Raw genomic sequence first — 18,431 nt, 5'->3', positions numbered from 1 at the left:
ATTACTGTTCCTGCTTAGTGTTAGGTTGGTTTTGCTGTGATTGACAAGTCTCGTTTTGAGGCTCATTCAGAGGCTTCGTTGATTCAGATTTTGCTCTTTGTGAGTGCTCGTCACGACGCCAAAAATCATAAAAGTTAAACCACTGTAGCGGTTGGCTGGTAGCAAAGTGTTCTAGGCGGCGGCTATATTCAGTCGCGGCTTGAGCTAAACGTTCTGTGCGGCCTTTGCGAGAGCCTTTTAAACTATTTGATAAGTGCTCTACATGAACACGATAGCGACCTTGTTCTTGTAAACAGAACATGGTGTATACCGGGCAATCTAGCAAGCCTGCAAGGATAAACGGACCTTGAGGAAATGCCGCTTGCTGATTGATAAAATCATTGTAAAAAACCCGCCCAGCAGTATCTGATGAGGTGCGATCTGCAGCAATAACGACAAGTTCCCCTGCAGCAATTTTGTCTTGCAGTAGCATTGCAGTGCTTGGTCCAAGCTCATTGACTTGAATAAGGTTTAAACCGCTGTTTGGGTTTAATTGCTTTAGCACATTATTAAAGTTTGCCGCATGGCTGGTGAGCACCATGACATTGACTTTAACTTGCTGCTGGTGGATTGAAATTGCGCGGCAAAGTTCGAGGTTGCCTAAATGAGACACTAACAATACAGCGCCTTGGCCTGATGCCACTTGGTCAGCTAAAACGTGTCTATCTGGAAAATCGACTTGAGCCAGCTTAATCCTGTCGCACCAAGCATCAATTCTATCTAAAGCGGCATTACCAAAAGCAAAAAAGTGCTTAAGACTGTCGCGCCAAGTGATAGGGTCAGTTAGTTGCTCATGCTCAGGATGCTTGAGTTTGACGCGGCGTAAAAAGTCCATCGAGGCATTTCTTGCGGTAACGCCAGTAAGGAAAAAATAGCAAATCACCGGGTACATGATGGCTCTACATAACCAATGACCGCCTAAGCGATAGCTATCGGCGATGAGTTTAATGCCCCAATAACTGCCACGTTCACCCATGGCTGACCAATGTTTATTGGCGTTTTTTTTTGACAATATTTGCGGTAAACGCTTTAACATGCCGAAAAATAACCCGGTGTGCATTGCTGAGATGCGAATGTTATCTTTTACGCCCTGAAAGTGACTAATACCGTCTTCAGGATAAATCACTTTGGTAGGAATATGAGTGACTGGTACACCTTGCCAATGGAGTTTCACCATAATTTCAATATCGAAATCCATGCGCTCGCCTAACGCTTGCTCACGAAAAAGCTGCTCAGTTGCGGCTAAAGGGTAAATTCTAAAGCCACACATTGAATCCTGAATATCAAAACTTAAGGTTTCAACCCACACCCAAAAGTGGGTGATATAACGGCCGTATAAACGACCTTTAGGTACCGACTCATCATATTGTGGTTTACCTGAAATCAGCGCAAGCGGCTCGGCTTCACTGGCTTCTATCATGGTCGGTATATCGTCTAAGCAGTGCTGACCATCCGCATCGACTTGTAATGCATGAGTAAAACCATCGGCCAATGCTGCACGCAGACCTGTGGTTACCGCTGCGCCTTTACCGCGGTTAAATGGGTGAGTTAACAACGTAACCCAGTCATATTTATCCGCTAAGGATTGTAATAAATGACGAGTTTCGTCATTACTGCCGTCATTAATCAAATAACAAGGAAGGCCAAATGGCTCCAAAGCGACTAAGGTGTCTGCAATGGCTTGTTGATGATTGTAGTTGGGAATAATAAGAGCCAGCTTCATGATTGGCTTTCCTTATTTTGAGTCGGCGCTAATGCAATCCGCCCTGAAGCGTAACGCTTATCGCCATCACGATAACTGAACGTCAGCTTTGATTTAGCAGAGTTATGACTAATCAATAATTCTACTTGGCTATCTGGCAACATAAGTTGTTGAAACTTAAGAACTTCAAGACTAGCAACTTCTGGCTTATATCCAAAAGCCTGACAACCTAGTTGAATAGCCCAATCAAGTTGAGTGACTCCAGGTAATACGGCTTGCTCTTCAAAGTGGCCTTTAAAATAGTCGAGCTCTGCTGCGACAAATATTTGCCAACAGATCCCATCGTCAGTGGTTTGCTGACTGATTATTTGGGGTAAAGCTGATTTAATCATCATTGAATACTGTTAATAAATCCGTTTGTACTCGCTTACCTTGTGCATTGACCGGTAAGGTTTCTGGGTAGCGCCAACGACGAGGTAATGTCACTCGCTCGAACTCGCTAAGTAAATGTTTTTTAAGATGGTTGTTTACGCTTAACTTACCTGATTCATCAAGTTGAGTCAGGCCTTCATCGGTCAATGTTATTGCTGCGCCAAGCATCATTCTTGGCTCTGTTAATTGAACTACTGCCGCTTCATTAACAAATGGGTGGGTGCATAACAGACTTTCCATTTGTGCCAATGATAAGCGTTTTTCTTCCACTTTAACGATGCGATCTAGTCGATGCAGCAGACTAAAACGACCATCGGCAGCAAGCTCAATTTTGTCATCACATTTAAGCCACTCAGCATTTGAGGCTAAGTAAGGTGACTTGATCATCAAGGCGCCATCTACAGGATCTGCCGCGATATCGATTTGACTGAATGGCAGCCAAGTTCTGTTAGGGGACATTTGGCGGCGATACGCAATACCGCCAGTTTCAGTGCTACCAAAGACTTCAATAGGGAATTGTCCGTAACAAGTATGAATATGTTGCGATGCTTCGTAGCTTAATGGACCGCCAGAACTAAAGATAAGACTTGGCGCGAGTTGTTGCTGCTCAAATTCTAGTGCTTCAGGTAAGCGCGATAATTGTGCGGGACTGCTGACTAAGCATAAGTTTGGCATCAAGGCGATGTAGTAGCTTAAGGTTTCAGGATACTCAATTAAGTCGCTTAAAAATGGGCGACTTGCAGCTAATGGCCATAAAATCTTAAATAATAAGCCGTAAATATGCTGATGAGAAACCGTTGAGACAACGCTACATTGGGGTAACCTTGATGCAAATGTGCTTTCAAGTACGCTGACTTCGGCATCAAGTTGTTCAATAGACTTTTTAACGGCCTTAGGATCACCGCTGCTGCCTGATGTGAACAGTACTAAGTCGCCAATTTGCGATGATTGTGGCCAAGGCTTATTGGCTAAGCCCATTTCTTTTTTTAATAAAATAAAGTGCTTAACTTCAGACAAAGGCTGATCGGCAATAATGCCATCGTAAGCATGGTTTAATTCATTTAATGTGCCGCCTTGGGTGTTAGACGGTAATACCACTTGTTTGCCTGCAAGTAGCGCAGCGCAAATGCCAGCGGCAAATAAATCACTGGTCTCGGCTGCCAATAACCAACGTTTAATAGGACTGGCATTAAGTTGCTCGAATAGATGGGCAACATGAGCAGTAAACAGAGAGCCTGTCACGATGTCATGATGATTGAAACTAATCAGTTGTTGCGTTTTAGGGCCTGTATTGAGCCAATTTATCAGCAAGTTATTCATGTTTTTTCAACCAAAAGTTGCGGTATATCCATTCTCCACCGAGCAATAAACCCATGAAGATATAGGCAATTAATCCATTATAAAGTGTCCACAATTCCAAAGTGGCAAATTCTGCAGTGTAAAACGCAGCTGAGCCATTAATGATAAATAATCCGCACCAAAGTCGGGTGACATTATTTAAATATGGAATTGCTGAGTCTGGTAAATCAGGCTCTTTTAATTTGGCCAAGCGCTCTATCATGCTTGGGCCATTTTTTAGCGAGTAACTAAACAAACCAAGCATGGTTAAGTTAATCACCACTGGGTAATACAGCAGCCAATCATTACGTTTGGCAATAAAACTAGCAGCGGTTAAACCAATACCCACCAATATAGGCAGTGCCATGGTTTTTAACTGCTGTTTATTTAGCACTAACCGAGCGATTAATATTCCACAAAGTAATAGTGCTATGGTGCCAGGTGGAAGGTACTGCAGGCCAAAGTACACTGCTAACGGGTAACAGATAATGACGATGGCGGTGACGATTTGCAGTAGCAGCACCATTAATCTTTCATTAGGCCTTCGATGGCATTAACAACATCTTCAACCGTACGCACGGTTTTAAACTGCTCAGGCTGAATTTTTTTGCCGGTCATTTGCTGTAGCTTAATGACTAAATCTACCGCATCGATGCTATCTAAATCTAGCGACTCATAAAGTGAAGCATCTAGACTGATATCATCAGCGTCGATTTCAAATTCATCGACTAGAATTTGCGTTAGCATCTCAAGGATTTGATCACGATTTTGCATGATGACTCCTACGAACGCTGAGATTCAATAAAGCTGGCTAAGCTAGCCACACTGAAAAAGTGTGCTTTAGTGGCATCTGAGTTTGCTTCGATTTTAATGTCGAATTGTTTTTTTATTGCCAAGCCTAATTCAAGCGCATCAATCGAGTCTAACCCCAGACCTTCACCAAAAAGTGGTGCATCGGTTTCAATATCATCAATACTGACATCTTCTAAGTCGAGACAGTCGATAATGAGTTGTTTAATTTCGTTATGTAGATTCATATTAATATTCTAATTTATCTGATTGTAATTATTTGTTGTTCGTTTCAGGTAACGGCGGTAGAGCGGTTATCTGTTGCGAATAAAGCTGCTCTAACTCTCTGGTTAGTACACGGGCCATTTTTGCGTCACTACTTTGACTTGTATCATACCTCAGGTGGTCAAAAGCTGCGCCGATTTCTACTGACATATTTACAGTTTGTCTTGGTGGTTCGTACCAAGGTTGTTGCTTTGTCAGTCCGGCCACATCCACATGCAGCATCACTGGCACAATATCAGTGCGAGTGCGAATGGCTATGTTAGCTGCACCGCGGGCAAAAGGATTAATCTTAGTACCAACGATTGTACGTGTGCCTTCAGGGAAAATGATCAAGTTTGTATGGCTATCTAGCACTTGTTGGCAGTCACTTAGCAGTAAATCTGCGCCTCGATTAGGGATATAACCCGCCGATGACAATACCCCGCGCATAAAGGGATTTCGCCAAAGCGCTTGTTTTACAATACATCCAGCATTGGGTATCAAGCTAATTAATACCACCACATCAATTAGAGTGGGGTGGTTAGCTATCACAATCACCCCCTTGGCATGACTTAATGCTTGGGTATGTTGGCTATGTACTTTTATTAAACCTGTGAAGGTTAGCATCCACACAAAGCCTTTAAACATGATGTGAACGGCTTTTTGCACTCTAGCGATACGCTGCTGTTTCGTGCCAGGCCAAAAACGTAATACTGGCAATACAGTGAGTGAGCTTAACAACCCACCTAGACCAAATACCACGTAACACATAACTCCGCCTATCCAGCGTGGGATATAGGCCATGCCTGTTAAATAAGGAAATGGCTTGGGACGGATTAGGTTATCGTTTGGGCTCATTGATTAGAGCCGTGCGCCAAGTTCAGATGGCATTGATAGCTGCCAATGCCAATGACATAAATGGCCTGATAGTGCCTTTTGACAAGTAATTGCGTTAATTAATTCTGCAAAACTTAGTGCTTTGCTTGTCGCGTTATCGCTGGCTGTTTGGCTTAAGGTCAACTGCGCAATAGCTGGCTGGTTATCATTATTGGCTGGCGCTAAATACAAGCCTAATGCTAACGGTAGTTCAAATTCTTGAGTGTATTGGTTATAAACAGGCGGCACAGGGTCATCGCCAAACACCAGTAATACAGGCGCAGGGTTTTCTGCGAGTTGCGCATAAGCTTCAATGAATGCTTGAGATAAAGTCTCTTCACCCGCGGCAATAGAAGTTGATGGCGCGGTATTGCCACTGACAATGCCGTAAATGCCGCTGGCAGTATTGTGCACCGACTGACTAAAGGCGAGTGGGGATAGCGCTTCTTTAGCGACAATATCTTTTAATAAACCAAGCGTGCGGGTGAGTTCGCCATGTCTTGAGGCAAACACACTGCGGCAATCGTTCGCGGGCTGACAATCATGGGCAGCAGTGAGCATCATTTTAGTCAATCGGCTAAAACGGCGGCGCTGCATCGCTGGAACGTGAGCTAATGCAGGGGAAGTTTTATTGTCTGATGACGATGTTGCGCTGGGATCCCACTGGCGCCAACTTTCTTTATCTTGAAAATCGACAGACCATGCGCCCCACGACAGAATATCAAATACTAATTGCACTACATTGCCTCTGATATGGCTCAGTGATCCCTCGCTGAGCTAAGTTTTCGTGCTTTGATAGTTAGAAACGTTATTAACTAGCCGTTCTAAAGTAGCTATGAGATTGTACCGTAATATTAGCAATTTAATGAAGTTTTTTACTACAAGCAAAAATAAAAAATAGCGACACGAATGTCACTATTTTTAAACGATTCAAACCTTAAGCTTACACCTCAATAGAGATAAAAATTAAGCAATTACGTTAAAGGCTTATTTCAGTTGCTGTTGTAGCTTTCTCACTGCGCCTTTAATCTTACGGGTGTTTTCAGGGCCCATTCTGACCATGAATTTTTGCACATTAGGTAAGGCTTCAAGTTTAGTGTCGACGAACTGGTAATTCACACTGATTGAAGAGAGCTCAATCGGATCTTCAATGATTGGCGCTGCTAAGATCATTTTGAAGGCATCTTGCATTCTGTCTTCAAAGCTCATGTCACCGTAACCTAGTTCATCAAATGCTTGATTGAACAGTGGTGATAACTCTTTAAAGGTGGCAACCAATTGTTCGTCATTCATGCCAGCAATCATGTCTGCATATAAGTCATAACGATGGTAACTGTCAGGGTTTAGATAAGTTTTATCAGTAATCTCACTTACACTAAAGCTGTCTTTAGGACCTTTTAACGGGCTAGCTTTACGAATAACTTCGCCTTGAGCCATATTATCGACAAATACCACAAACTGACGCGCGATATCCTTTTTAAGGATTATCGAATCGATTTTCATGCCATCAGCCATTTCAATGGTTTTTTGTTCAACAAAATCATCACTTTCAGTCAGTGCTGGTAATGGCTCAACGACGACTTCAGGCTCAGCAGGAATGACTTCAGATTCAATAACCTCAGGTTCTACAATCACTTCTTCAATCGGCTCTTGCTCGATTGGCTGTTCAGGTACAGGTTCAGGTAATTGAACTGGAATTGGTGCTACCACCTCAGGTTCTTTCTCTGAAGTGAAATAGAAATAACCAGCCGCCGCTAATAATACGGCTATAGTGATTCCGATGACGCCTGCATTGCTACCACTTGCTTTATCTGATTGTGGTGTCGCTCTGTCTTCTTGATTGACTTGCATTTCTATTCCTTAGCTTTAAACGTCGAAAGTGGAACTGAACACGGGATAAATAGATTAAACCTTAAGCTCAAATCTCATTCTGCAATATTCCTAAGACTTGTCTAGTGATAACAGACTTAGGTTAACAATAATTTATGCTTGTACATATTGTTGGCGATCACCCAACCAGCGGTGAATGATGCCATCAACATTATCTGGTACTTGTTGCATGACATGTACCGCTAATTTTTGGGTGTTCTCAATTAAATACTGGTCACGAACCAAGTCGGCAATTTTCATTTCTGCAAGACCGGTTTGGCGGGTACCAAGCACTTCACCTGGGCCACGAATTTCTAAATCTTTTTGTGCAATCACGAAGCCGTCGCTGCTTTCTCGTAATACCCCTAAACGTTTAGTCGCGGTTTGCGATAAAGGCGCTTTATAGAGCAGTACACAATGGCTGGCAATTGAGCCTCGGCCCACTCGGCCACGTAGCTGATGCAATTGCGCCAAGCCTAAGCGTTCAGGATTTTCGATAATCATTAAACTGGCATTTGGTACATCTACTCCAACTTCAATCACTGTGGTTGCCACTAATAAATGTAGCTCACCTGCCTTAAATTGGGCCATTATTTGCTGCTTTTCGGCGCTTTTCATCCGCCCATGTACTAAGCCAATTTTAAGTTCTGGCAGCAATCGACTGAGCTCTTCTGCTGTATCTTCAGCTGCTTGGCACTCTAGTACTTCAGACTCTTCAATTAAGGTACAGACCCAATAAATTTGTCGGTTGTCGTTCAGTGCCGCTTGTTTTACCCGCTCTATTACCTGATCTCGGCGGTTATCACTGACCGCGACGGTCGATACGGGTGTTCGCCCTGGTGGTAACTCATCAATCACGGAGGTTTCTAAGTCAGCGTAAGCTGTCATCGCAAGGGTGCGTGGTATTGGAGTGGCTGTCATGATCAATTGGTGCGGATGAAAGCCCTGGCTAACGCCTTTTTCACGTAATCCTAAACGCTGGTGAACCCCAAAACGGTGTTGCTCATCAATGATAATTAACGCCAGTTTATTAAAGCTAACTTGCTCCTGAAATATAGCGTGAGTACCAACCACCATTTGGGCACTACCGTCAGCAATATCTGCTAGAGACTGCGTTCTTGCTTTACCTTTTAACTTACCTGCAAGCCAGCCGACTTTAAGGCCCAATGGTTCAAACCAAGTGGCAAAATTTATTGCGTGCTGCTCGGCCAATAATTCAGTGGGCGCCATCATGGCAACTTGATATCCATTTTCAATCGCTTGCAGCGCGGCAAGTGCAGCAACGAGCGTTTTACCTGAACCTACATCACCTTGCACTAGGCGCATCATTGGGGTTGGCTTTTCAATATCTTGGGATATATCTGTGCCCACTCGTTGCTGAGCGCCAGTTGGCTTGAAAGGTAAGGCTTTTAAAAACGGATTAAGTAATTGGCCTGTAGCAGGCAAGATTACTGCTTTATCAAGGTTATTACGTTGGCGAAGCTTTAGCATACTCAGGTTATGGGCTAGCAATTCTTCTTGTACTAACCGCTGCTGGGCTGGATGCATGCCGAGTTCTAAATCTGCTTGTTCGATATCGTTAGGTGGACGGTGAATAAGATGAAGCGCACGGCCAATACTCATGTTATTAGGCTGCAATTCATTGGGTAATAGTTCGGTAAGGCCGCCTTGGGTTAGTTTACTCAAAGCTTGTTCTGTTAGCTTAATCCAGCTGGCTTGTTTCAAGCCTTCAGTGGATGGATAAATAGGCGTAAGCGACTCGCTCAAAGCAGGGTTTTCACCTTCTTTGATGATTTTGTATTCTGGATGAATGATCTCGAAATGGCGCTTGCCGCGCTTAATTTCACCATAGGCACGGATAATCGCGCCGTTTTGCATGCCGTTACGTTGGGCGACAGAAAAATTAAAAAAACGTAACGTCAGCATGCCACTGTCATCTGCAATGGTGCAGGTCAGCATGCGCCTACGACCGGGGACGATTTGAGTCGAAATGATTTCTGCTTCAACAGTGCCGTACATGGCAGGGTATAAACCGGCAATAGGGTAGATTTGGGTGCGGTCTTCGTAGCGCATAGGTAAATGAAACAGTACATCTTGCACTGTTTTAATACCGAGTTTTTCGAGCTTTTCGGCGACTTTTTTAGCGACGCCTTTTAAGTCGGTTATAGGAACCTGATCCAATGGTTGCAAATCCACAATGCCTTTATATTGTCGTTGACGCCTTTATGTACTGTTTAGCTAAATCCGTATTTAAATCGCTAAATAGAGTTATCCAAAGAGTTATACAACTCACTATTCAGCGTTGATGGCTGCTAGGGACAATAGTACTGTAAATATATACAGATGTATGGCTTATCTTAGCAGAGTTTTAAAACAAGGCAATATTATTACCGTTTTGTCTGCTAAGCGACTCTATAACCAACCTTTTTGCTTAGCAATACGGGCAGCATCAATTCGATTTGTAGCATTTAGTTTACTGATGGCTTCTGACAGATAGTTACGCAGGGTGCCCTCGGCAATAAAAAGCTGAGCGGCAATATCGCTGGTGGATAAACCTTCGCTGGCAAGCCTTAGTGCCTTGCGCTCTTTATCATTTAGCGGATCGATATCACCAATGGCACTGATCGCAAGTTCAGGGTCAATAACTTTTTTACCCGACATCACTTGCTTGATGGCGGACAATAAGCTTTCGGTTGGCGCATCTTTCAGTAAAAAACCTTCAACCCCAGCGCTGAGTGCTCGCTTGATATAACCTGCGCGGCCAAAGGTCGTTAGAATAATTATCTTGGTCTTTTGGTCAGATTTTGACTGAAAGTCCTGTAACCACTGGGCAAGTTCGAGCCCAGTATGTTGGGGCATTTCAATATCGCTCAGCAGTAAATCAAATGATTGCTGTTTCAGTAGCGCCATGGCTTGTGCGCCATCTTCGGCTTCAGTGACTTCTACTTGCCCAAGCTCAGCGTCGTCAGTGAGGGTTAATAATGCTGAAAGTGCACCGCGCACCATAGCTTGATCTTCAGCCAGCAAAATTCTCATTAATTCACGTCCTTGTTGGGTGTTATTTGCTCGTCATTTATCTCGCTCGTGGTTATTGGCAGTGAAATCATAAACCGATAACCATTAGTCGTTTCATAGTTGAATTCACCAGATAATAATTCCACTCGCTCTCGAATGCCTTTAAGACCATTGCCTTCAATGATTTCTTTAGTGGCGGCATTGTCGCTAAAGTTTATGGTTAATTGTTCATTGGTAGTTTCAAACTGCCACAGACATTGTGTCGCGTTTCCATGTTTAATCGTGTTGTTGACCAATTCAGTGAGCATTAATCCTAATTGGGACGCTATTAGGCTGGGCATATTTGGCAGTGAACCACTCACTTGTACTTCAATGCTTTGCTCACGTAGTCGCTCGGTTAATTGCTGAAGTGTATCGGCCAGTCCTTTATGTTTGTAGTCAGATACAGTTTGGCGAATTTGGCTTAGACTTTCTCGGGCTATATTGGCTAGTTGGCTCAGGTGCTCTTGAGCTAAGGCTAAATTGCCAGTTTCCACAAGCTTTTCTGCCAGTTGGGCTTTAAGGGCAATAGAGGACAAGTTGTGACCCATAATGTCGTGTAAATCACGGGCTATACGTTCACGTTCCAATGCGGTAGCAAGACTGGCTATTTCATCTTTTGATTGGCGCTGCTGACGCCTAAAGCGTTCACTATTATGTTCGATGACACCAAAAACACCGACAATGAATACGATTAACATTCCGTAGAGTGGGAAGTAATAGCCTTGATAACCAACCAGGTAATCGAGCGCCCATAGCCAAGCTGATATGACAATAAAGCTTAATGCCGCAGTACGCAGCGAATAGAAAAATCCAATAAAAAAGGCGGCAAAACTGAAAAATGAAATTGCGCCACTAGTAAATGGCGCTGCAACACTGGCGGTAAGTAGCATCAATCCAATAGGGTATATGCCTTTTGCTGATGAGCTTTTATATGCCCAAAAGTAGCTGTAAAGAAAAGGGATTAACAGCAACAAACTCACACCGACACGCAATAGATCTTCTTTCATAAACCACAGCGGGATGAAATAGAAAATCAGGTTAAATAAATATACCCATGCGGTTTTTTGTTTATATTCCCGTTCAGGGTGAATGGTATTGTTGTTAGCCATTATTTGTTGAACCTTTCCTTGCTCATTTTGACGGGTTAATCCTTGATTATTCATAACCTCTCCTTGCCAAGTTAGCATACTGTAACAGTAGCACTATTCAAGAGGCTGACTTTACCGTCAGCCAATTTCTGGGTTGGTTTCTTTACAAAACCGATAGGGATAAATCCATTCGCTAGGCTAATCTGTGCTGCTAGTTGCTGCAGGGTTAAGTAAAAAGCTTGCCCATGCGTAATTAGGGTTAATGTCGATAGCCTGTTGCCAGTCTTGCTCGGCACCTTGTTGATTACCTAACTCTTGCTGAGCAAGTCCTCGCCACGTATACGCTTCGCTGTGTCCCCAGCAAATGTCATCACAAGGATTTTGATAACGTTCAATGGCAATGGATGCATATTGCTTAGCTTTTTCAAAACCGCCACCATACTGAGTGGGAGTGTAAAAAGCGCTCATGGCTTTAACTAAGGCAATGCGTGGGTTTTCAGGTTCAAGTTGCTCTGCTTGCTCAAGTAAAACCCCAGATTTCATTCCTAGGCTTCTTCCTTTGCTAGGATCCGCTGATATTTGCATGCCGTAAACCGAGGCAAGTAACGTCATAGATTCGACGTCATCTTCACGAGTCAGAATACTTTCTAAGGTGGATTGCGCTTCATCTAATGCACGTTTTGATACACCACGTTGACCAACAATGTTGGCAGTAATGGCTGTACGGTATTGAGCGTATGCACGTTCATAGTCAACGCTTTGTTCACTCAATTGCTTTAGTTCATTGATGTTCATGGTATTGGCTGCAGCATCAATTGCGCTGATATCTGCCATGCTGCTATGGCTAACTAATGACAAGGTAACTGCAATAAATAATGTTTTCATGAGTAACTCCGTTTATTCAATGGATTGATGTGTTTGGGTACAGAGCTAGTATTCAAGATTTGGATTAATATATGCAGGCACAAACGTCATCAGTTTGATATGACAAATGTCATCAATGTAAAAGCACCGATATTAAATTATTGATTTTAAAACATTGGGTTTAGTGACCAACACACAAAAACGCCAGCATATCTTTCGATAGGCTGGCGTTAATGCTTGCGTTAAAGGTGGAGCTGAATTGCTTATCTGTTAAGACTGAAGGTTGGGTTGAACTCGATATGCCATCGCCGCAATCATGCTTGCACTACCAAGTAGCCGATATAGCCTAAGTAGCTTAATACTAAAAAGCTCGCTTCACGACGGCCAATGCGCAGCCCTGTATAAGCAAAAGGCAGCAATACCATCGCAAGGGCAATCATGGTGAACCAATCTATCGAGCTGATTTCACTATCCAAAATTGGATGAATTAATGCGGTGACACCTAAAATCCCTAGGATATTAAACAGGTTTGAGCCAATCACATTACCAATGGCAATATCACTCTCACCTTTCATTGCAGCAACAATGGAGGTAACCAATTCAGGCATGCTAGTACCAATCGCGACGATGGTTAAACCTATAATCACTTCGCTAATACCAAATGATTTAGCCATAGCTACCGCGCCATCAACAAATAATATTCCGCCACCTACAAGCATTGAAATACCAATAATAATCAAGACTACTGACAACCAGTTACTTTGCGTATTAACTGCTAATCCGTCTTCATTACTTTGTTTGTCAGCGGTGATATAGCTAAAAGATAAGTAACCGACTAATAACGTGGTAAGCAACATACCATTCCAAATGCTTAAGCCACCGTCGAGAAGCAGACTCCAGAATAATACAGATGCGGCAATCATAATTGGAATATCGCGGCGCACCATTTGCGACTCAATTTTAATGGGACGGATTAATGCCGTAATACCTAAAATAAGGCCAATATTGGCAATATTGGAGCCAATTACATTGCCTAAAGCGATACCACTATTGCCTGCCATAGCCGACTTTACACTTACGGCTAACTCAGGTGCACTGGTACCAAAAGCCACAATCGTCAGACCGATAATTAACGGAGTTAGGCCTAACTTGAGTGCTATCTGACTCGCCCCCCTTACTAGGGCTTCAGCCCCTATTGTTAGGATTAAAAAACCGCCAATAATCGATAATAGAATTAACATGATCAACGCTCACAAATGGGTTAAATCGAAAAGGATGGCAAGCATAGAGACTTTTTATTTTTGCGCAATTTAAATTTGCTTGTTGATGGTTAACTTTTGTTTAGTCATCACTCGTGCTGAGACATTAACATCAAGAAAAAGCACACTCGAAAGTGTGCTTTAAACTGATATTTATTTAGTTCAACGAGCAAGTGTTGCTAAGTTAAAGCTCATCTTCCCAGACCACTTTAGCGCCGCGTACACCATCAACTTTGGCACTAAACTGCTTTTCAAGCACATGTCGCTTAATTTTTAAAGTCGGCGTTAGTGCATCATTTTCGACAGTCCATGGTTCTTTAACAACCAAAACCGCGTCTACATGTTCATGTGATTCAAGGTTAGGGTTAATGCTATCAAGCGTTGCCTTGAGCGACGAACGCACTTCTTCGCGAGGCTGAAGGGCTGAACCTTCAGATAACTGCACTAAGGCTACTGGATGCGGTAAACCTGAACCAATGACACACAATAATTCAATGTGAGAATCCTGCGCTAACTTACGCTCAATTGGCACTGGCGCTACGTACTTACCTTTTGAGGTTTTAAAATTATCTTTAACGCGGCCAGTAATTGAAATGTAGCCATCTTCATCGATTTCACACAAATCACCAGTGTGGAAAAAACCATCTTCGTCAAAACAGGCTTTAGTGGCTTCTTCTTGCTTGTAATAACCCGTCATTAAACCAGGGCTTTTCACCATTAGCTCACCGTCGTCAGTACGGCGCACTTGGCAACCTTCTACAGGGCGGCCAACGGTGCCTATTTTGCTAGCGTCGAACGGGAAGTTAATAATGGAATAAGCACAGTTTTCGGTCATGCCCCAAGCTTCAGAGATGTTCATGCCTATTCTGTTGTACCACTCTAATTGAGTCGGTGGAATTGGCGCAGAACCTGAACCCAATAAGCGACAATGCTCAAGACCCAATCCTTTTTGGATTTTACGTTTTACTAAGCTGCTAATAACTGGGATTTTAAGTAAGAAATCCAATTTTGCTTCGCCCGCTTTATTAATAATATTGAGCTGAAACAGAGTCCATAAGCGTGGCACTGAGAAAAATACCGTCGGTCGGCAGCGCTGAACATCAGCAACAAACGAGTCGAGGCTTTCAACAAACGCCACAGAAGAACCTGAATAAAATGAAGAGCCCTGAATCGCCACGCGTTCAGTAATGTGTGCTAAAGGCAGGTATGAAATTAATCTGTCAGATGTGGTTGTTTTTAAGTCGCGAACCACGGCTTCACACGTCCAACCATAACTGCCAAAAGTTTGCATTGCGCCTTTTGGTTTGCCTGTTGAACCTGAGGTATAAATCAGGGTCATCATTTGTTCTGCGGTTGGCGTAGGTGCATCAACTAACGGCGTGCCTAACTCAAGGAACTTATCCCAGTGATACTGAGAAGGCATCGTTTCATAAGGCATCGAAATACGTAAAATTTCGCCGCCAACACCAGCTTCTTGATCGGCCCAGTAATCGAGTTTACCCGTAAAAATAGCTTTCGCGCCGCTATGTTCTAGTACATAACGAATCGTTTCAGCGTTAGCGGTTGGGTAAATAGGCACGCTAATATAGCCGCCATGCATTAAGGCTAAGTCAGTAATAAACCACTCAGCACAGTTTTTTGAAAGTACAGCGATTTTATCGCCAGGTTCTAGGCCTAGGTGGCGTAATGCGCCAGCTACTTGCTGTACTTTTTGTTGTACTTCACGCCATGTAAAGTCAACATACTGACCGTTTATAGGTTGGCGTAAGTATACTTCGTCGCCTTGAGTCTCAACCCAGTGCGATAACATTTCTACTGGTGTTTTCATTAGATTTTCCATCGACAATTCCGTGTTCGTTTTTGTTTTAATGTAGGACGTACATATTTCAATGTCATTAACGCAATAATCTATTGTAATCGTATTGAATATTTAATCAGTTCAGACCAGTCTAAATCCGCTATAAATTAGTTTTATGCAGCAAAAGCGAATAACAACTTCTGAATGCTCAAACTAAAAAACGCACCTTGATTAGCCCCCAATGAACGATAAGATTTTAAATACGATTGGTATCAGTATGGCTTTATAAAGATACCCGCGCAAACGATAACCTATAAAATTTAGGCAATTACGACTAATAAACTAGCAGGTTTTGCTGAAAAGTGAACTAATATCGAGTAATGACTCTAATAAAAAGGGCGCCAATAGGCGCCCTGTAGTGGAAAGTTCGGTTTGTGACCTAGATCTCCATTATTCCATCCATTTCTACTAAAGAGTCTTTTGGCAGTTGTTTTACGCCAATTGCAGCTCGTGCAGGGTAAGGTTGAGTGAAGTAACGAGACATAATTTCATTCACGGTGGCAAAGTGCGATAAGTCAGTTAGGAAGATATTAAGCTTAACGATATCAGCCATAGTGCCGCCGGCAGCTTCAGTAACAGCGGTTAAGTTTTCAAAAACTTGAACCACTTGCTCAGAGAAGTCATCGCTAACCATTTGCATGGTGCTAGGTACGAGTGGAATTTGGCCCGATAGGTAAACAGTGCTACCTACTTTTACAGCTTGAGAATATGTGCCAATTGCTTGTGGAGCTTTATCGGTTGCGATAATGATTTTTTCTGCCATGACGCCCTCTGCGAAATTAAAACCTACGAAATAAAATTAAGATGCAAGCAAACCTAAGCTGCCTCATTAAGTTAGAGTGATTCAGCTTAGGAAAGTTAGATTAGCAATCTTACTAGCGATTACGTGAGGTACGCAAGACTTCCGGTAATACGCGAATTCGGCGCATCACATTGGCGAGGTGAACACGGTCGTCGACCGAAATTCGAAGGTTGATTAAGTACACGCGGCCATCGCGTTCTTCAGTGCTCAAGTTATGAATATTTGAGCCTGCAGCTGCGATGATATTGGTGATTTTAGCCAGTGCGCCTTGATGATTCACAATCTCAACACGCAGATTAGCTTGGTAAGTTTCGCCTTCAACGTTATCCCAATGAACAGGAATATACTTGTCTGGCTCGCCTTGATAACCACGGATATTGGCACAGTTTTCCATATGGACCACTAAGCCTTTGCCTGGGCTGACATGAGCAACAACCGCATCACCTGGAATAGGGCGACAACAGTTAGCAAAGGTCACTAACATCCCTTCAGCGCCACGAATCGGCATCAAGTGCTCTTCCGTGTCGTCATCTTTATTGGTGGTCGTCAGTTTTTGACCTAACAAACGCTGAGCAATCACAATGCTCATGGCGTTGCCTAAACCGATATCAGCCAGCAATGACGCTAAGTCGTCATGCTTGGTTTCTGAAATCACTTTATTGAGCTGCTCAGGATCTATGCTATCAAGCTTGGTTTCACCCAAGGCGTGATTCAATAGGCGTTTACCTAGTGCTACAGCATCGTCACTGGTTAAGCTCTTTAATACCTGACGTATTTTGCCACGGGCTTTACCGGTTACCACAAAGTTTAGCCACGCCGCATTCGGGCGAGCGCCTTTAGCGGTAATAATCTCAACAGTTTGACCGGAGATTAATGGCTGGCTTAACGGGTAAGCTTGACGATTTACACGTGCGCCAACACAGGTATTACCTACATCGGTATGCACTTCGTAAGCAAAATCGACTGCAGTTGAGTTAACGGGTAACTCTAAAATGCGGCCTTCAGGGGTAAACACGTAAATTTCTTCAGGGAAGAGTTCGGTTTTAACGTTTTCCACAAACTCAAACGAGCTACTAGCACTTTGCTGAAGTTCAAGTAGGCTTTGCATCCACTTATGGGCGCGAATTTGAGTGGTACTTTGTTGCGAACTACTGGTGCCGCTCTTATACATCCAATGAGCCGCAACCCCTTTGTCCGCCATCAGATCCATTTCTTCAGTACGAATTTGTACTTCAACTGGAACCGCATGAGGGCCAAATAATGAGGTATGCAATGATTGGTAACCATTGGCTTTTGGTATCGCGATATAATCTTTAAAACGGCCAGGATGTGGCTTATAAAGACCATGCATGGCACCTAATACGCGGTAACAGGTATCAATAGAGTCGACCATGACTCTGAACGCATAGATATCCATGACTTCTTGAAACTGCAGCTCTTTATTGCTCATCTTACGATAGATGGAATAAAGGTTTTTCTCACGACCTTTGACTGTGCCTTTAATGCCGGCATCTTCAAGACGAGTCGTAATAGCACCTTCAATACTGTTAATTAGTTCTTTTCTATTACCACGGGCTGCTTTAACGACTTCTTTTAGCACACGGTAACGCATTGGATAATAGGCTTGGAAACCTAAATCCTCTAACTCGCTTTTGATATTATGAATACCAAGACGGTTGGCGATCGGTGCGTAAATTTCTAAGGTTTCGCGAGCAATACGACGACGCTTGTCAGGACGTAATGCACCCAAAGTACGCATGTTATGCGTTCTGTCTGCAAGCTTGATTAAAATAACGCGGATATCCTGCGTCATTGCCATCATCATCTTGCGGAAGTTTTCTGCTTGGGCTTCTTTTTTATCGCGGAACTTAATTTTGTCGAGTTTTGACACGCCTTCAACAAGTTCAGCCACAGTTACACCAAATAACTCAGTGAGTTCTTCTTTGGTAACAGGGGTGTCTTCGATGGTGTCATGAAGCAGGGCTGCCATTAATGTCTCGTGATCAAGACGCATGTCAGCCACGATGCGGGCTACCGCAACGGGATGGGTAATATAAGGTTCGCCACTTGTGCGCATTTGCCCTTCATGGGCATCACGCGCAACAATGTACGCCTGCTTGAGTAATTCTACTTGCGCGGGTTCTAAATACCCTGACGCAGACTCCTTAAGACCTTCAAACAGATACAAGTGGCG

Annotated in this window: 17 protein-coding genes; all 17 read right to left on the bottom strand. The window is 43.3% G+C overall.

Annotation, left to right across the window (positions count from 1 at the left end):
• Window position 1 precedes the first annotated feature (1 nt).
• Entirely contained in the window at window positions 2-1,762 is a 1,761-nt protein-coding gene (locus K5Q58_RS09445) for a glycosyltransferase (protein WP_220753675.1), read from the bottom strand.
• Window positions 1,759-2,133, bottom strand: a complete 375-nt coding sequence (locus tag K5Q58_RS09440; protein WP_220753714.1) for a thioester dehydrase — start codon at window positions 2,131-2,133, stop codon at window positions 1,759-1,761. Before K5Q58_RS09440 ends, K5Q58_RS09445 begins: the two co-directional genes overlap by 4 nt.
• Window positions 2,126-3,493, bottom strand: coding sequence for an AMP-binding protein (locus tag K5Q58_RS09435; RefSeq protein WP_220753674.1), 1,368 nt, complete (start codon window positions 3,491-3,493; stop codon window positions 2,126-2,128). The genes K5Q58_RS09440 and K5Q58_RS09435 overlap by 8 nt, the downstream gene beginning before the upstream one ends.
• Window positions 3,486-4,037, bottom strand: coding sequence for a hypothetical protein (locus K5Q58_RS09430; protein WP_220753673.1), 552 nt, complete (start codon window positions 4,035-4,037; stop codon window positions 3,486-3,488). Before K5Q58_RS09430 ends, K5Q58_RS09435 begins: the two co-directional genes overlap by 8 nt.
• A complete protein-coding gene (locus K5Q58_RS09425; protein WP_220753672.1) occupies window positions 4,037-4,285 on the bottom strand; it encodes an acyl carrier protein in 249 nt (82 codons plus the stop codon). Before K5Q58_RS09425 ends, K5Q58_RS09430 begins: the two co-directional genes overlap by 1 nt.
• 8 nt (window positions 4,286-4,293) lie before the next feature.
• Window positions 4,294-4,548: a phosphopantetheine-binding protein gene (locus K5Q58_RS09420; protein ID WP_153912387.1), complete on the bottom strand. Its 255-nt coding sequence runs from the start codon at window positions 4,546-4,548 to the stop codon at window positions 4,294-4,296.
• A gap of 28 nt (window positions 4,549-4,576) precedes the next feature.
• On the bottom strand, window positions 4,577-5,422 hold the full coding sequence (locus tag K5Q58_RS09415; RefSeq protein ID WP_220753671.1) for a 1-acyl-sn-glycerol-3-phosphate acyltransferase: 846 nt from the start codon (window positions 5,420-5,422) through the stop codon (window positions 4,577-4,579).
• 3 nt (window positions 5,423-5,425) lie between these two features.
• Window positions 5,426-6,178 (bottom strand): beta-ketoacyl synthase chain length factor, encoded by a 753-nt coding sequence (locus tag K5Q58_RS09410; protein WP_220753670.1) that lies wholly within the window; start codon window positions 6,176-6,178, stop codon window positions 5,426-5,428.
• A gap of 249 nt (window positions 6,179-6,427) precedes the next feature.
• Window positions 6,428-7,291: a DUF3014 domain-containing protein gene (locus tag K5Q58_RS09405; RefSeq protein ID WP_220753669.1), complete on the bottom strand. Its 864-nt coding sequence runs from the start codon at window positions 7,289-7,291 to the stop codon at window positions 6,428-6,430.
• Window positions 7,292-7,423: 132 nt separating this feature from the next.
• On the bottom strand, window positions 7,424-9,499 hold the full coding sequence (recG, locus tag K5Q58_RS09400) for an ATP-dependent DNA helicase RecG (protein WP_220753668.1): 2,076 nt from the start codon (window positions 9,497-9,499) through the stop codon (window positions 7,424-7,426).
• Between the two features lie 222 nt (window positions 9,500-9,721).
• Complete coding sequence (locus tag K5Q58_RS09395) at window positions 9,722-10,345, bottom strand: DNA-binding response regulator (protein ID WP_220753667.1); 624 nt, start codon at window positions 10,343-10,345, stop codon at window positions 9,722-9,724.
• Window positions 10,345-11,529, bottom strand: a complete 1,185-nt coding sequence (locus K5Q58_RS09390) for a sensor histidine kinase (protein ID WP_259651301.1) — start codon at window positions 11,527-11,529, stop codon at window positions 10,345-10,347. The genes K5Q58_RS09395 and K5Q58_RS09390 overlap by 1 nt, the downstream gene beginning before the upstream one ends.
• Before the next feature lie 123 nt (window positions 11,530-11,652).
• Complete coding sequence (locus tag K5Q58_RS09385) at window positions 11,653-12,339, bottom strand: tetratricopeptide repeat protein (protein ID WP_220753666.1); 687 nt, start codon at window positions 12,337-12,339, stop codon at window positions 11,653-11,655.
• A gap of 293 nt (window positions 12,340-12,632) precedes the next feature.
• Window positions 12,633-13,559: a calcium/sodium antiporter gene (locus tag K5Q58_RS09380; RefSeq protein ID WP_220753665.1), complete on the bottom strand. Its 927-nt coding sequence runs from the start codon at window positions 13,557-13,559 to the stop codon at window positions 12,633-12,635.
• 202 nt (window positions 13,560-13,761) lie between these two features.
• Window positions 13,762-15,417 carry an AMP-binding protein gene (locus K5Q58_RS09375; protein ID WP_220753664.1) on the bottom strand — a complete coding sequence of 552 codons (1,656 nt, stop codon included), beginning with the start codon at window positions 15,415-15,417 and terminating at the stop codon, window positions 13,762-13,764.
• Between the two features lie 397 nt (window positions 15,418-15,814).
• A complete protein-coding gene (locus tag K5Q58_RS09370) occupies window positions 15,815-16,198 on the bottom strand; it encodes a RidA family protein (RefSeq protein WP_220753663.1) in 384 nt (127 codons plus the stop codon).
• A 112-nt stretch (window positions 16,199-16,310) separates the two neighbouring features.
• Window positions 16,311-18,425 carry a bifunctional GTP diphosphokinase/guanosine-3',5'-bis pyrophosphate 3'-pyrophosphohydrolase gene (gene spoT / locus K5Q58_RS09365; RefSeq protein ID WP_220753662.1) on the bottom strand — a complete coding sequence of 705 codons (2,115 nt, stop codon included), beginning with the start codon at window positions 18,423-18,425 and terminating at the stop codon, window positions 16,311-16,313.
• Window positions 18,426-18,431 lie beyond the last annotated feature (6 nt).

The organism is Shewanella sp. KT0246 (assembly GCF_019654955.1).
Lineage (GTDB): Bacteria > Pseudomonadota > Gammaproteobacteria > Enterobacterales > Shewanellaceae > Shewanella > Shewanella goraebulensis.
Note: the sequence above shows the minus strand (reverse complement) of the source record. Positions and strands in the feature narration are given on the sequence as shown.